The sequence below is a fragment of the Aurantimicrobium minutum genome (genome assembly GCF_029893825.1).
Lineage (GTDB): Bacteria > Actinomycetota > Actinomycetes > Actinomycetales > Microbacteriaceae > Aurantimicrobium > Aurantimicrobium minutum_C.
On the sequence record NZ_JARXXV010000001.1, the window covers coordinates 1,372,584 to 1,387,651 of the forward strand.

Annotated in this window: 16 protein-coding genes and 1 tRNA gene; 12 read left to right on the top strand and 5 right to left on the bottom strand. The window is 55.4% G+C overall.

The genetic code is table 11. The features are described 5' to 3' along the window. Positions 1-6: 6 nt before the first annotated feature. Positions 7-1,017, top strand: coding sequence for an aldo/keto reductase (locus M2120_RS06725; RefSeq protein ID WP_280797940.1), 1,011 nt, complete (start codon positions 7-9; stop codon positions 1,015-1,017). Here M2120_RS06725 and M2120_RS06730 read toward each other — a convergent pair whose 3' ends face one another. The 4 genes from M2120_RS06730 to M2120_RS06745 are packed head-to-tail and all read right to left on the bottom strand — an operon-like array spanning position 1,018 to position 3,098. Next, the gene (locus M2120_RS06730) at positions 1,018-1,500 is read right to left on the bottom strand and encodes a YbaK/EbsC family protein (RefSeq protein WP_280797941.1); all 483 of its coding nucleotides are present in this window, start codon (positions 1,498-1,500) and stop codon (positions 1,018-1,020) included. Then, entirely contained in the window at positions 1,497-1,820 is a 324-nt protein-coding gene (locus M2120_RS06735; RefSeq protein WP_280797942.1) for a TfoX/Sxy family protein, read from the bottom strand. The genes M2120_RS06730 and M2120_RS06735 overlap by 4 nt, the downstream gene beginning before the upstream one ends. A 1-nt stretch (position 1,821) precedes the next feature. Continuing rightward, positions 1,822-2,169, bottom strand: a complete 348-nt coding sequence (locus M2120_RS06740; RefSeq protein ID WP_280797943.1) for a carboxymuconolactone decarboxylase family protein — start codon at positions 2,167-2,169, stop codon at positions 1,822-1,824. After that, complete coding sequence (locus M2120_RS06745; protein ID WP_280797944.1) at positions 2,166-3,098, bottom strand: pirin family protein; 933 nt, start codon at positions 3,096-3,098, stop codon at positions 2,166-2,168. Before M2120_RS06745 ends, M2120_RS06740 begins: the two co-directional genes overlap by 4 nt. A 180-nt stretch (positions 3,099-3,278) precedes the next feature. Between M2120_RS06745 and M2120_RS06750 the strand changes: the two genes are divergently transcribed. The 6 genes from M2120_RS06750 (at position 3,279) to M2120_RS06775 (ending at position 10,357) form a co-directional block, all read left to right on the top strand. Beyond that, positions 3,279-5,798 carry an ATP-dependent Clp protease ATP-binding subunit gene (locus M2120_RS06750; RefSeq protein ID WP_280797945.1) on the top strand — a complete coding sequence of 840 codons (2,520 nt, stop codon included), beginning with the start codon at positions 3,279-3,281 and terminating at the stop codon, positions 5,796-5,798. Positions 5,799-5,823: 25 nt separating this feature from the next. After that, on the top strand, positions 5,824-6,333 hold the full coding sequence (locus M2120_RS06755) for an amino-acid N-acetyltransferase (protein WP_280797946.1): 510 nt from the start codon (positions 5,824-5,826) through the stop codon (positions 6,331-6,333). Positions 6,334-6,346: 13 nt separating this feature from the next. Then, on the top strand, positions 6,347-6,985 hold the full coding sequence (locus M2120_RS06760) for a hypothetical protein (protein ID WP_280797947.1): 639 nt from the start codon (positions 6,347-6,349) through the stop codon (positions 6,983-6,985). A gap of 52 nt (positions 6,986-7,037) precedes the next feature. Continuing rightward, positions 7,038-8,315 carry a GAF domain-containing protein gene (locus tag M2120_RS06765; RefSeq protein WP_280797948.1) on the top strand — a complete coding sequence of 426 codons (1,278 nt, stop codon included), beginning with the start codon at positions 7,038-7,040 and terminating at the stop codon, positions 8,313-8,315. 96 nt (positions 8,316-8,411) lie between these two features. Then, a complete protein-coding gene (exaC, locus tag M2120_RS06770; RefSeq protein WP_280797949.1) occupies positions 8,412-9,935 on the top strand; it encodes an acetaldehyde dehydrogenase ExaC in 1,524 nt (507 codons plus the stop codon). A 29-nt stretch (positions 9,936-9,964) separates the two neighbouring features. Next, complete coding sequence (locus tag M2120_RS06775) at positions 9,965-10,357, top strand: DUF779 domain-containing protein (RefSeq protein ID WP_280797950.1); 393 nt, start codon at positions 9,965-9,967, stop codon at positions 10,355-10,357. On the opposite strand, the gene radA is transcribed toward M2120_RS06775, so the two are convergent. Further along, the gene (gene radA, locus M2120_RS06780; RefSeq protein WP_280797951.1) at positions 10,354-11,718 is read right to left on the bottom strand and encodes a DNA repair protein RadA; all 1,365 of its coding nucleotides are present in this window, start codon (positions 11,716-11,718) and stop codon (positions 10,354-10,356) included. The two genes, M2120_RS06775 and radA, sit on opposite strands and share 4 nt — an antisense overlap. A 73-nt stretch (positions 11,719-11,791) precedes the next feature. Between radA and M2120_RS06785 the strand changes: the two genes are divergently transcribed. The 5 genes from M2120_RS06785 to M2120_RS06805 all read left to right on the top strand — a co-directional run bounded on the left by M2120_RS06785 (position 11,792) and on the right by M2120_RS06805 (position 15,065). After that, positions 11,792-11,881: transfer RNA gene (locus tag M2120_RS06785), tRNA-Ser, on the top strand. A gap of 45 nt (positions 11,882-11,926) precedes the next feature. Beyond that, positions 11,927-12,181: a hypothetical protein gene (locus M2120_RS06790; RefSeq protein ID WP_280797952.1), complete on the top strand. Its 255-nt coding sequence runs from the start codon at positions 11,927-11,929 to the stop codon at positions 12,179-12,181. A 9-nt stretch (positions 12,182-12,190) separates the two neighbouring features. After that, a complete protein-coding gene (locus M2120_RS06795; protein WP_280797953.1) occupies positions 12,191-12,730 on the top strand; it encodes an NUDIX hydrolase family protein in 540 nt (179 codons plus the stop codon). A gap of 119 nt (positions 12,731-12,849) precedes the next feature. Next, complete coding sequence (locus tag M2120_RS06800) at positions 12,850-14,004, top strand: hypothetical protein (protein WP_280797954.1); 1,155 nt, start codon at positions 12,850-12,852, stop codon at positions 14,002-14,004. Between the two features lie 2 nt (positions 14,005-14,006). Then, positions 14,007-15,065, top strand: a complete 1,059-nt coding sequence (locus tag M2120_RS06805; protein WP_280797955.1) for a hypothetical protein — start codon at positions 14,007-14,009, stop codon at positions 15,063-15,065. The last annotated feature ends 3 nt before the right edge of the window (positions 15,066-15,068 follow it).

Genomic DNA, 15,068 nt, shown 5'->3' on the forward strand with positions numbered 1-15,068 from the left:
GAACTCGTGGCATACGAAGCAGCGTCCACCCGCTACGACATCATGAACTACCGCCGAAGCGGACATTCTGGTCTGAAACTGCCAGAGATTTCATTGGGTTTGTGGCACAACTTCGGTGATGAAGGCTCGCTCAAATACCAGAAGCAGATTCTGCGTCGAGCTTTTGACCTGGGCGTGACCCACTTTGACTTGGCCAACAACTACGGCATTCCTGCCGGTTCTGCCGAGTCGCACTTCGGCGAGGTCCTTGCGTCAGACTTCAAGCCCTACCGCGATGAGATGGTGATCTCATCCAAGGCGGGGTATTTCATGTGGGACGGTCCTTACGGAGAGTGGGGGTCACGCAAGTACTTGATCTCGTCTTTAGACCAAAGCCTCACTCGCATGGGACTCGACTACGTCGACATCTTCTACTCGCACCGACCCGACCCCAACACTCCTATTGAAGAAACCATGGGCGCACTGGCTTCCATCGTGCAGCAGGGTAAAGCGCTCTATGTGGGCATCTCTTCCTACACTCCCGAGCAGACTCTCGCAGCAAAGAAGGAACTTGATCGCCTGGGTGTTCCTCTGCTGATTCACCAGCCTCGTTACTCAATGTTTGACCGCACGATTGAGCGCTCAGGGCTCTTCTACACGCTGGACGAAATTGGTGCCGGGTGCATCGTCTTCTCGCCTCTAGCTCAGGGTTTGCTCACCGATCGCTATCTCAAGGGCATCCCCAAGGATTCCCGCGCTGCACTGGGTGAACACCTCAAGTCCTCGAGCATTTCTGACACCTATCTCGAGCGCGTCCGCGGACTCACGACTATTGCCGAGGCCCGCGGCCAGACGCTCGCTCAGATGGCACTGCTATGGACTTTGCGCAACCCAGGTGTGACCTCAGCGTTGATTGGCGCTTCCTCGGTGAAGCAGCTCGAGGACAACTTGGCTGCTATTCACGGCCCAGAGTTTGAACCTGAAGAGCTCGAAGCTATTGACGTTTTTGCAGTGCACGGAACCGAATCGGGTAAGTAACTACTCTCCGATGTCGGCGGGTGTTCCACCGGTCATTCGCACCAATTCACTAAAAGTTGTTTGGTAGACATACGCAGGGTGACCACCGGCAGACCACACAGTGTCGTATTCCGCCAAAGCGTTATCAACCAGGGTGGGTAATTCTGTTGCCAGCCCCACGGGGGAGACGCCGCCAATGACGTATCCCGTTGCTGCGCGGACATCGTCCGCGTTGGCCTTGGTGATCTTCTTACCGCCAAATGCAGCAGAAACCTTGTCGGTGTCTACGCGGTGACCACCAGAACTCATCACAAGCACAGGCTCACCATCGGCGAGAAAGACCAGGGAGTTTGCAATCTGACCGCGAGTAATGCCGAGGCCTTCTGCTGCGGCTTGGGCAGTGTGAGCATTGTCGTCTAGGCGCACAACGTCACCGGATGCACCATACTCTGTGAGGGCGGCACGGAATCGTTCAACGGAATCTGGGTGTGGTGTTTCGGTCATGGCTTCTTCTTTGGTTTGGGAACAGGCAAGGCAGCCCAGGTGAGATCAAGTAGTTCATGCATCCACTCGGTGTCTGAGAACCTCTCGACCGGGACGATGAGGTGCTCCTTGGCACCGGGATAGGGGGAACCCTTTTCTATTCCGGCAGCAAATTCTTCACCAGGGGTTGTGGGTTTCAGGAAGAGAGTGTTGTCACAGATCACTCCGACAAACTTGTCGTCACAGTAGATGCCGTATTCGCCGAACATGGGTTTCACCCGAACGTTGCGGGCGCCGAAAGCGTCGAGGACGTCCTCGGTGAACTCTTTGGCCGTTGCCACGTTAGTGCTCGTGGCCCAGCGAATCACTCACTTGCAAGGCCATGCGGCCATGGGTGAAAGCACCACCAGCACGCAGTGCTGCTGCAATCCAAGCAGCCTCGGCAATCTCTGCATCACTAGCCCCAGCTTTCACAGCGCCCTTGGTGTGAGCATCAATGCAGAATGAGCATTGCGTCGTGAACGCCACGCTCAGTGCCATCAGTTCCCGGAACTTCAGCGGAATAGCCCTGCCCTCTTCGGCAAAGACGGCGTTGTCGAAGGCAACAAAGGCTTCCAGAATGTCTGGAGTTTCTTTCTTATATACGCGTCCGAACTTACGGTTCTCGGTTCCGTCATAGAGATTGCTCATGGCCTGGGCAGCTTTCGTGGTCGAAGTTGAACGTGGGGCATTTCAGGAGCAGGAATGATAGAACCACCGTGCTCTACAGTCCCAAAAATACCCTGTGGGTTCTTTTCTAGCACCACATCTTCTTGCCACTGCTGGCGGAAGGCCACGATTTCGTCGTGAGAGCGGCCTAGGAAGTTCCACCACATCACGAGCTCCTCCTCGAAGGGTGTTCCACCCAGAAGCACGAGCCGAACTGGTTCATCACCTACGGTGATGGCGAGCTCGGTGTGGCCGGGCTCAACATAGGCCAGTTGATCCTTGAGGGTGAGTTCACCATTGACTCCCACAGCGCCCGCATCGACCAAGATGCCGTGCTCAAAGCTGGGGTTCACGGCAATAGTAAAACTGCTTCCTGCGAGAGCAGTAATCTCTGCACCCAGTAGTGGTGTGAACGTGGTTGTCGGTGCCGTTACAGTTCCCGAGTCACCGGTGAGCGTGCCCACAAACACAATCAGCTGAGCATCACCAATGGTGATGCGGGGAGCAATGTGGTGTTCAAAGAAGGGCGGGATGTGACGGTCCTTATCCGCCAGTGCAACCCATAGCTGCACACCGTGCAACACAGGAACCCGACCGGTGGAGTTCTCCGCATGAGAAATACCCATGCCCGCCGTCATCAGGTTCACCTGACCTGGTTCAATCAGTTGAACACTTCCCACGCTGTCACGGTGTTCAACTTCGCCCTGGAAAAGCCAGGTCACGGTTTGTAAACCGGTGTGCGGGTGGGGGCCTAGGTTCATGCCCCCACTGAGCTCAACCTCATCTGGGCCGTAATGATCAACAAAGCACCATGCCCCAATCGTGCTCCGTAGGCGATGGGGCAAAGTGCGCCTCACCGTCATCGCGCGCAAGCCCCCGAGGGGCACATCGCGGGGAGTAAGGATGCTCATGCTTACAGACTACGTAGAGTGAAGAGTTTTTATTCCTAGTGAGGCCTGTTCACCCTCCAGCGAACAAGCCCGTATCTACTCACGCCGTGGGCGAACAGGGGCAGTATTGAGCCCTTCTAGTCGTTACTCTCAATTCAAGACCTGCACCACAGAAGTTCCGTGGGCTGATGGGAGTGAAACATGTTTGAGAGATTTACAGACCGCGCTCGCCGCGTCGTTGTCTTGGCGCAAGAAGAAGCCAAGATGCTCAACCACAACTACATCGGCACCGAGCACATCTTGCTGGGACTCATCCACGAAGGTGAGGGTGTTGCAGCTAAGGCACTCGAGTCGCTGAACATCTCCCTCGATGCTGTGCGGGAGCAGGTTCAGGACATTATTGGTCAGGGCCAGCAACAGCCCACCGGACACATTCCTTTCACTCCACGTGCGAAGAAAGTTCTTGAGCTTTCCTTACGTGAAGCACTTCAGCTGGGACACAACTACATTGGCACTGAGCACATTCTGCTCGGTCTCATCCGCGAGGGTGAAGGTGTTGCCGCACAGGTTCTCGTCAAGCTGGGTGCTGATCTCAACCGTGTTCGCCAGCAGGTCATTCAGTTGCTCTCTGGTTTCCAGGGCAAGGAACCTGTTGCTGCTGGCAACAAGGACGAAGCTGCCTCTGCACAGGGTGGTTCTCAGGTTCTCGACCAGTTCGGTCGTAACCTCACTGCCGCAGCGCGTGAGGGCAAGCTCGACCCTGTCATCGGTCGTGAGAAGGAAATCGAGCGCGTGATGCAGATCCTCTCGCGCCGTTCCAAGAACAACCCCGTCCTCATCGGTGAACCCGGTGTTGGTAAGACTGCGGTTGTGGAAGGCCTGGCACAGGCCATCGTCTCGGGCAATGTTCCAGAGACCCTCAAAGACAAGCAGCTCTACACTCTCGATCTAGGCTCCCTGATTGCCGGTAGCCGTTACCGCGGTGACTTCGAAGAGCGCCTCAAGAAGGTAACCAAAGAGATTCGCACCCGCGGGGACATCATCACCTTCATCGATGAGATCCACTCACTGGTGGGTGCGGGTGCTGCAGAGGGCGCTATCGATGCTGCCTCTATCCTCAAGCCTCTGCTTGCTCGTGGTGAGCTTCAGACCATCGGTGCTACCACCCTGGATGAATACCGTAAGCACTTCGAGAAGGATGCAGCTCTGGAACGTCGTTTCCAGCCCATCCAGGTTGCTGAGCCTTCGCTGCCTCACGCGATCAACATCTTGAAGGGCCTGCGCGACCGTTACGAAGCACACCACAAGGTTCAGATCACTGACGGTGCAATTGTTGCGGCAGCAAACCTTGCCGACCGTTACATTTCTGACCGCTTCCTACCAGACAAGGCCATCGACCTCATCGATGAAGCTGGTGCACGTCTGCGCCTGTCGATTCTTTCGAACCCACCAGAGCTTCGTGAACTCGACGACCAGATCGCACTGACTCGCACCAAGAAGGAAGCGGCAATCGAAGACCAAGACTTCGAACGCGCAGCTGCTCTTCGTGATGAAGAGAAGCAGCTCCAGGGCGAACGTGTTCGCCGCGAAGCTGAATGGCGCAAGGGCGAAGCAGGCGGCCAGGGCATCGTGGACGAAGGCGTCATTGCTGAAGTTCTCGCTCAGGCAACTGGTATTCCTGTGTTCAAGCTCACCGAAGAAGAATCAGCACGTCTGGTCTTCATGGAGAAAGCACTTCACCAGCGCGTGATTGGTCAGGAGAAAGCCATCGCTGCTTTGTCTAAGACCATTCGTCGTACACGTGCAGGGCTGAAGGACCCGAAGCGTCCCGCAGGTTCGTTTATCTTCGCCGGCCCCACCGGTGTGGGAAAGACCGAGCTCGCTAAGGCACTCGCTGAGTTCCTGTTCGATGACGAAGACGCCATGATCTCTCTCGACATGAGTGAATACGGCGAGAAGCACACCGTCTCACGTTTGTTCGGTGCTCCTCCCGGATTCGTCGGGTTCGAAGAGGGTGGCCAGCTCACCGAGAAGGTTCGTCGCAAGCCATTTAGCGTTGTGCTCTTTGACGAAATCGAGAAGGCACACCCCGACATCTTCAACTCTCTGCTCCAGATTCTGGAAGAGGGTCGTCTGACTGATGGTCAGGGCCGTGTTGTTGACTTCAAGAACACCGTCATCATCATGACCACCAACCTGGGCACTAAGGAAATCTCTGGTGGTCCAGTTGGTTTCCAGCTCGAAGGTGATGCCGGCAACGACTACGACCGCATGCGCGGCAAAGTCAACGAAGAGCTCAAGAAGCACTTCAAGCCTGAATTCCTCAACCGTGTTGATGACATCATTGTGTTCCCTCAGCTGAGCAAGGAAGAACTGGTTCAGATTGTGGACCTGTTCACCAAGCGTCTGAGCGACCGCATGCTGGACCGCGACATGACCATCGAACTCACTCAGCCTGCGAAGGACCGCCTCATCGAGGTGGGCTTCGACCCCGCACTCGGTGCTCGTCCACTGCGTCGCGCTATGCAGGCAGAGGTCGAGGACAAGCTCTCCGAGAAGATCTTGGAAGGCGAACTCTCAGCAGGAGACCACGTTCACGTGGACTTCATCGGTGGCGAGTTCGTATTCACCACGTCCTCTCGTGAAGCTGTCGGTGTGAGCGTTGCGTCGCAAGCTAACGGCATCTCGGCAACCCCAGAGATTGTGGCCGACGGCGAATAATTCGCTGCGACACTATTCTTGAGGAATGACTCAAGCCAGATATCACGTTCGTCGTGCTCGCACGTCTGACGTTCCCTGGATCCTTGAGGTGACCAAGCCGCTGGTTGACTCCCGTGTGCTGTTGGGCAAAGACGCAGTGTCGATTTATGAAGCAGTGCAGGAATTTCGCATTGCTGAAGATGCCAAAGGCAACCCGATTGGCTGTGGTGCGCTGCACGTCATGTGGCAGGACTTAGGCGAGATTCGTACCCTCGCCGTGGATCAGGCATGGCTTGGCAAGGGTGTGGGTGCTGCTTTATTGCAGCGTCTTGTTGATGACGCTACTGAGCTAGGGCTTGGGCGTTTGTTCTGTCTCACTTTTGAGGTGGATTTCTTTACCCGCCACGGTTTTGTTGAAGTGTCCGACTCCATCATTGACCCTGAAACATACGCACAACTGGTTCTCTCTCACGATGAGGGTGTTGCCGAGTTCCTGGATCTTGCCCGAGTAAAGCCCAACACTCTCGGAAATACAAGGATGTTGCGCCAGCTCTAGGTAATTTAGGCACATGAGTACTCCTGCGCCTGGACAACCACGTCGAGTTTCTCCTGCTGTGTATCGCCGCCGCAGACTAGTTGCGTTGTTGGCTCTGGTCGCTGTGATTACTGCTGTTGTGCTCATTATTGTTCGTCCTGGTCAAGCAACCCCTGCACCGGTAGCGACTGAAACCGCTGCCGCTAAGCCCGCTGCTACGACAGCCAGTGCTACGCCAACACCCACTCCCACCGTGGATGTCTCTTCCTATAAGGAGTGCTCGGCTAAGAATCTCGAGGTTCTTCCCGTGCTCGATTCTGTTGATTACCAAGCTGGTGTGCTTCCTAACCTTTCTCTGTCAATCCAGAACACCGGAAAGACCGCCTGCTTCTACAACGTGGGAACTTCAGCTCAGGAGCTGACAATCACCAGTGGCGCTGAAACATACTGGGTTTCTACCGACTGCCAAACCGAGAAGAGCGACACCGTCGCCATCTTGGAGCCCGGCGTTGTTTACCCTTCGGCACCAGTTTCTTGGTCACGTGAACGTAGTGCACCGGACACCTGTGGTGGCACCCGAGAAGCAGTTCCTGCAGGTGGTGCCTCCTATTACCTCACTGCTCGAGTCGGCGAGGCAACCTCTAAGAGCTCAGCTCAGTTCCTGCTCTACTAGCGCTAGCAACTTGGGGTTTGCATAACCCAGCAGGGGGCGTAGGCTCAACCTCGTGACAAGTCAATGGCTTGCCGACCCCGATGTTGTGGTTCCCGGCACTGTGCGCACTGTGGTGCGCGACTCGTGGTCGCGCGCGGAACAAAGTCAGCTTGATCCTGACCGGATGCTCTCACCCCTGCTGTTCGACAGTGCAGAGCTGAACGAATATCGAGAAGCTCACCCCCTGGCACAAATGATGCCCGTCATTCGCAAGCTCCTCGTCCGCGATGCAGACAATGATTCGGGCATGTTGGTTGCTGTTGGCGACGCCATGGGCAGACTGCTCTGGGTGGAAGGCGATCAGGGCCTGAAGTCACGTGCTGAATCCATGATGTTCGTTGAGGGTTCCGACTGGAGCGAGTCCGTTGCGGGAACATCAGCACCGGGTACTGCACTCGCTCTCGACCACGCAATCCAGATACGCCGAGAAGAACACTTCAACAGGTTGGTTCACGCCTGGAGCTGCACGGCAGTTCCCGTGCATGACCCGGAGACCAAAGCGATCATTGGTGTGATTGACATCACCGGTGGCGATCAAGCTGTCGACCGTCATACGATGCCGTTGGTTGAAGCAACTGCACACGCAGTCGAAACAGAACTGATGGTCTCTCGACTTCGTAATCGTGATTCACAACCTTCTGCGTCCAGGTTTGTTCTGTTCAACAACTTGCCCTCGTCGCCAAAGAACAAGGCAGCTCGAGCAACCATGCACATCTTGGGACGCGACACTGCACTGGTCACGATTGAAGACCGCTCCATTGAACTGACTCAGCGTCATGCCGAGATCATGACGTTGCTGGCGTGGAATCGATCGGGGCTCTCAGCTGAACGCCTTTCAGAACTTCTCTGGGGAGACCCTTCTTTCACTTCACGTCTGCGTGCTGAGATGGTGCGTTTGCGCAAGCTTCTGGATAAGTTCCATCCCGGTATTGCTCCAGAGTCGAAGCCTTATCGACTGCCTGAGCAGGTAGAGATTGATGCTCAGCAGGTTGTGGCACTGCTCGATCGTGGAGCACACCGGGCAGCGCTGTCCGCGTTCCGCGGGGCGCTGCTGCCGGACTCGGTCTCACCTGGCATCGAAGAGATTCGTGCGGAGCTCTCCCTCCATCTGCGGGAATCGCTCTTGAACGATGCATCCGTTGAAGTCCTGATGGAGTACGCCAACACAGACCAGGGCTTGGAAGACCTGGATGTGTGGCACCAGGTACTCAAAATGTTGCCAGCAAAATCTCCCAAGAGATCTCATGTGGTTGCCCACGTTGAGAATCTTGTCTTTGCTCAAGGGCAGTAACTTTCTTCTCGCAACTTTGTGCAACCTTCACTCTCGTAACGTGTGAACTGCCATATCCGGCACACACGACAAAGACGTCGAAAGGTACACAAAGAAATGACCGTCTATGCAAACCCCGGCACACCCGGTGCCGTAGTCACCTTCAAGAGCAGATACGACAACTTCATTGGCGGCAAATATGTCGCACCGTCGTCAGGTGAATACTTCGAGAACATCACCCCGGTAACCGGTCAGGTGTTCTGTGAGGTTGCTCGCGGAAACGCTAAAGATGTCGACATGGCTGTTGCAGCCGGTTGGAAGGCATTCGAGAGCTGGGGCAAGACCAGCGCCACCGAACGCGCCATCATCTTGAACAAGATCGCTGACGTTATGGAAGCCAACCTGGAACTCATCGCTGTTGCTGAGACCTGGGACAACGGCAAGCCTGTTCGCGAAACCATGGCAGCAGATATTCCACTGGCCATTGACCACTTCCGCTACTTCGCTGGTGCTATCCGTGCACAAGAGGGCGGCATCTCGGAACTCGACCACGACACCGTGGCCTATCACTTCCACGAGCCACTTGGTGTGGTTGGCCAGATCATCCCCTGGAACTTCCCCATCTTGATGGCTGTCTGGAAGCTCGCTCCTGCACTCGCTGCAGGTAACTGCATCGTGCTCAAGCCCGCTGAGCAGACCCCAGCATCGATTCACGTGCTGCTGGATCTGATCAAGGACCTCATCCCTGCCGGTGTTCTCAACATCGTCAACGGTTTCGGTATTGAAGCAGGTGCACCTCTTGCTTCACACAACAACATCCGCAAGATTGCGTTCACTGGTGAAACCACCACTGGTCGTCTCATCATGCAGTACGCAAGTGAGAACCTGATTCCTGTCACCCTCGAACTCGGTGGTAAGAGCCCCAACATCTTCTTCGAAGATGTTGCTTCTCAGAAGGACTCTTACTACGAGAAGGCTCAGGAAGGTTTCACCATGTTCGCCCTGAACCAGGGTGAAGTGTGCACCTGTCCTTCACGTGCACTGGTTCAAGCCTCGATCTATGACGGCTTCATGGCTGACGGTATTGCTCGTGTGGGCAAGGTTATCCAGGGCAACCCTCTGGACACCAACACCATGATTGGTGCTCAGGCCTCGAACGACCAGCTGGAGAAGATCCTTTCCTACATCGACATCGGTAAGGCAGAGGGCGCCAAGCTGCTCTGCGGTGGTGAGCGTGCTGACCTGGGTGGCGACCTCTCCGGTGGTTACTACGTTCAACCAACCGTGTTCGAGGGTAAGAACTCGATGCGTATCTTCCAGGAAGAAATCTTCGGCCCTGTGCTGTCGGTTACTTCCTTCAAGGATTACAACGAGGCAATCAGCATCGCTAACGACACCCTCTATGGTCTGGGCGCAGGTGTGTGGAGCCGTACCGGCGACATCGCCTACCGCGCAGGTCGTGCCATCGAGGCAGGTCGTGTGTGGACCAACACCTACCACCAGTACCCCGCTCACGCCGCCTTCGGTGGTTACAAGCAGTCTGGTATCGGTCGCGAGAACCACAAGATGATGCTCGATCACTACCAGCAGACCAAGAACCTCCTGGTCTCCTACGCAGAAGGCCCCATGGGCTTCTTCTAAATCGGCATTAAACACAGGAGAATTATTCAATGGACTACACGAGAGTTGATTACACGCCAGAGGCTGCTGAGCTTCTGCGCAAGATGACTCTCAAGCACGGTCCACTGATGTTTCACCAGTCGGGGGGCTGCTGTGATGGCAGCTCCCCGATGTGTTACCCCGTGGGGATGTTCCGAATCGGGGGATCGGACGTCCTGCTCCAAAAGCTCGAGGTTGAGGGCCTGGATCCCATCGAGTTCTACATGTCTGCTTCCCAGTTTGAATACTGGAAGTACACCCACCTCACCGTTGATGTGGTGAAGGGCAGAGGAAGCGGCTTCTCAGTTGAAGCTCCTGAGGGAGTCCGCTTCATGATTCGTTCACGCATGTTGGACGATGCAGAGATTGAGCACTTTGGTTTGCTCAAGAAAGAAACTGTTTAGAACGCTGCGTCAATCTCGCGTTCGCGCACATCTTTTGTGGTGTCGAAGGCCGCTTTGAGTGCAGTGCGCAATGTTCCTGACTTTTGATCAATTCGGGTAGTGAAACCCAACCTCGTCGCTTCAGCATCCCGCTGCTTGCCACCATTGACGGGCCGGATTTCTCCGGCAAGAGAGATTTCACCGAAAGCAGCAACGGTGTGAGCAATGGGCTTGTCATGGAAGGCGCTGGCCACCGCAATAGCAATGGCCAAGTCGGCACCGGGCTCGTTTAAGCGGACTCCACCGACGGTGGAAACATACACATCTTTGTCACTGAGCTTGAGTCCTGCCCTGCGCTCTAACACGGCAAGCAGCATCGCAACGCGTGAGCTGTCCACACCATTGGTTACTCGGCGAGGGTTTGGTGCACTGGTGGGAACAACCAGTGCTTGAATCTCCACAGGCAGTGGCCTGCGGCCTTCGAGAGCAACAGTTGCACAGGTTCCAGAAACGGGAATCTGGGATCGGCTAAGGAATAACCCGCTGGGGTCAGGGACTTCTGCGATTCCATCACCGGTCATTTCGAAGCAGCCCACTTCATCTGTGGGGCCAAAGCGGTTTTTCAAAGCGCGGACAAACCGCAACGCGGTTTGGCGGTCACCTTCGAAGTGGCACACAACATCGACGAGGTGTTCTAGAAGTCGAGGTCCTGCAATGCTGCCGTCCTTGGTGACGTGACCGACGAGCAAGATGGGAAGGTTGCGTTCCTTCGCTACGCGAATGAGAACACTGGCTACTTCTTTGACCTGGCTGGGGCCACCGGCCAAGCCCTCCACGGCAGAGCTCGCTACCGTTTGGACCGAGTCAACAATCAGCAAAGCAGGTTGCACTGCATCAATCTGGCCAATGATGGTGGCCAGATCTGTCTCAGCTGCGAGGTAGAGGTTGTCAGTGAGTGCGCCCGTGCGGGATGCACGCAAGCGCACTTGACTAACAGATTCTTCGGCACTGACATAGAGCACCTTCGCACCTGTCTTCGCTGCACGGGAAGCAACTTCCAGGAGGAGTGTTGACTTCCCCACACCAGGTTCACCCGAGAGCAAGATTGCTGCGCCAGGAACAATACCGCCACCGAGCACACGATCGAACTCATTGATGCCGCTTGCCCAGTGCCTCAGCTCTCCATCTGCTGGAACCTCAGTGATGGGCCGGGCAGAGTTTTCTTCGCTGACAAAGACGGGCTGCATCTTGACCTGAATGCCGGTTTTGGTGGCTTCCTCAACAACTGTTCCCCACGCCTGGCATTCACCACAACGACCCACCCATTTCACGGTGGTCCAACCGCATTCGGTGCAGGAGTATCCGGGAGTTGCTTTAGCCATGCGCACAGCCTAGCTTTCACCGCGGACAGTGGATTGGTGACTGGCGTGTGCTGTGCGTAAACTCTTAGCTATTGGTTCCGTGTCCGAGCGGCCGAAGGTGCAACTCTCGAAAAGTTGTGTGCGTGAAAGCGCACCGTGGGTTCAAATCCCACCGGGACCGCCATGAAATCCCCCTCCTAGGAGGGGGATTCTTCGTTAGTGTGGGCACATGGCAACAGAGAATTCCTCTATTTTGAGCAAGGGTTCAACCAACTCAGTGTTGAGCTTGTGGTCTCACAACTCTTTTATGTCTATAGGTTCTCGAGGTTCTGCCTTTTCGATTGGCTCCATTGGATCTTTTGGCAGCATTCTGTCGGTGGGATCTTTCTTGAGTGTGTTGAGCATCATGTCGAGCCTTGCTTTCCTGGGACTCATGAACTCACGCAAGCGTTCGAAGACCCCACTTTCTCGAAAAGTCAGGTAGAAATAGGTCATGAGCGTACGAACTCCAGACCCCAATGGTGGCTGGCTCAGCGAAGATGAGCTGTCCACTATTCGTCGACGTTTGCCCCTTCTCTATGTTGAAGCCGTCCCTGTTCGAGTAGATGGACTCGGTGTGGTGACTGAGGTGGGCTTGCTCCTTCGTGCCAATGCCACTGGCGAGATGACGCGAACTATCGTCTCTGGTCGAGTGATGTATGGCGAGACGCTACGCGAAGCACTCTTTCGCCATCTTGAGAAGGACTTAGGCCCTATGGCCTTCCCCCTGCTTCCTGCGAACCCTAATCCTTTCCATGTGGCAGAGTATTTCCCACTTCCAGGCATCTCCCAATTCACGGATGAACGCCAGCATGCTGTGTCTTTGGCCTATGTAGTTCCCGTCACGGGCACCTGTGACCCCAGGCAAGATGCTCTAGAAATCACGTGGCTTACCCCTGAAGAAGCAGCTAGTGATGCTGTCACTGCCGAGATGGAAGGTGGCCGGGGGACGTTGCTGAGGGCTGCGCTGGCTTCTGTTGGTGCGCTGAAGTAGCCCACCCCTGCTTGGGTGGGGATAAACCCCTATTTGTACCTCTCCCCTAATATTTAGCGGAAAACTGCCCGTATACTTGTCGAGACTGTTTATTCTGGCTTGTTTGGCGAAAGGACACCGTGGATAACGATCTTCCCGTTGTGCTTTCTAAGCGTGGTTTAGACCCCGAGCAAGTCAACCTCGCACTGGGCGATGTCCAGGTTGAGGTATCTCGCCTGGAAAGCGAACGCGCCGAAATCGATAAGCGAATTGACTCTCTGACGCGTGAAATCGCAGAGGTTCGCAGTGCTCTCAAGCGCGCAAGCGCGAAGCCTTCTTTCTCCGACCTCGGCGCCGCTTTTGAACAGACTCTGCGTGTTGCTGAGGAGCAGGCTGGCAAGCTGATTGCTGATGCACAGGCAGCGAGTTCAGCTACCCGCAAGTCTGCAGAAACTGATGCCGCTGCCATCACTGAGACGGCTGAAAAGCAGGCAGCAAAGCTTGTTGCAGATGCGGAGAGCCGTGTTGCTCGACTGATTGCAGAATCAGATAAGAAGTTTGAAGACACCTTGAAGGTGGCACGTGCTGCGCTGGCGAAAGCAGAAGCACAGTATGCAGATGCTGAGAAGCTGGCCGCATCTATCTCTGCCGAAGGTGAACAAAAGCGAGCCAATCTCGAATCAGATTTGGCACGTGAAATTGATCAGTCTCGTGGTGAAATTGCCACCCTTCGTCAGCTCCACGAGCGCGACCAGCGCCGCATTAGTGATGAAGTTGATGCAGCACGTGCGAAGGCAGAGCGTGAGAGCACACGTCTGGCTGCTGAAAACGAAACCTACATTCGTCATCTGTTAGAAGACTCCCAGGCTCAACTGGATGAAGCACGTGCTCGTGCTCGTGAGGTAGTTGTCGAAGCTCAGAAGAACTTTGGCCAGGCTCGCCAGGATGGTGTTGCACTGGTCCGCGAAGCACGTGAAACCGCTGCAGGAATTGTTCGCCGTGCGCGTGCTCGTGCACAGACTTTGACTGAGCGTCTTGAAGAGCGCAACGCAGTCTTGTTGGCTAACGGTGAGCAGATTGTCGAAGACCTCTCCTTCGAACGTGAAGCGGTAGAGGCATTCAACTCTGAGCTGCGCATCATTTCAATGAGTGAGCGCGCAACGGAAGGCTCTGAACTTCCCTACGATTTCGACACTGTTGCCGATCACGCATTTGATGATGACATCGAAGCTGCCGCCCTGGGCATGCTGGATGAAGATGTTGCTGCAGCCAAGAAGACGGAAGGTGAGGGATAACCATGGATATCACTCGTAACTTCCGCACCGTGCGCAAGAACGGCTATGACCCTGCTGATGTGAAGCGCGCATTCCGTGATGCTGAAGCACGCGTTGAAGAACTCATGCAGACAACTCGTTCCGGTATTGCCACCGTGGACAAGCTCGAGCGTGAACTGGCAGACATGCGCGATGCGCTGCGTCGCTCCAACGCTAAGCCCACCTTCGCTGATCTAGGTTCTGCCTTCGAACAAACCCTCCGCGTTGCTGAAGAGCAGGCCGACAAGCTGGTTGCAGATGCTGATGCAGATGCCAAGGTAGTTCGTGAGTCTGCTCGTGCAGCTGCTGAGCAGGTCACTCGTGTCGCTCGCAACCGTGCAAACACCCTGCTGAACGACACCGAAGCCAAGATCGAAGACAAGCGTCTAGATGTTGAGCGCGAAGTGGCCCAGCTGACCATGGATGCGGAGACCCTGGTTCTCCAAGGCCAGACCATTAAAGAGACTGCCATGCGTCGCGAGGCTGCCCTGGTAGCCGAGGCAGAACGTGATGCGGCTGAAGTTCGTTCTCGTCTTCACCAAGAAATTGAAGACGTCAAGACTGAACTTGAAACTCTGCGCCAGATTGCAGAACGTGAGCAGCTGCGTATTGAGCGCGAGATCAAGCTTGCTCTTGAAGAAGCAGAGCGTGAGCGTCTTGCTCGCCACGAAGAAGCAGTAGCTTTCGTTGAAGCACAAACCGCTGAAGCACTTGAAGTCCGTCGCTCTGCAGCAGATGAGGCAGATAACCTCAACCAGCAGACCGATAGTTTCCTTGAAAGCACTCGTAACGATGCTGAGGCATTGTTGGCTGCTGCTCGTGAATCTGCAACCAACATGATCAGCCGTGCACGTTCTCGCGCTGAAACTCTCGCAATCCTTTTCGATGAGCACGCGGCAGAAATGATGGAGAAGGCTGAGCGTCGTCGCGACAACCTGGAACGTCAGCGTGAGGCTATGCGGGACTTCTCTCTCGAGCTCAAGGCTCTTGCTTCGGCCGACGCAATGGTGTCAATCGATGAGTCTGAGTCTCAGCTCGACTAGTTT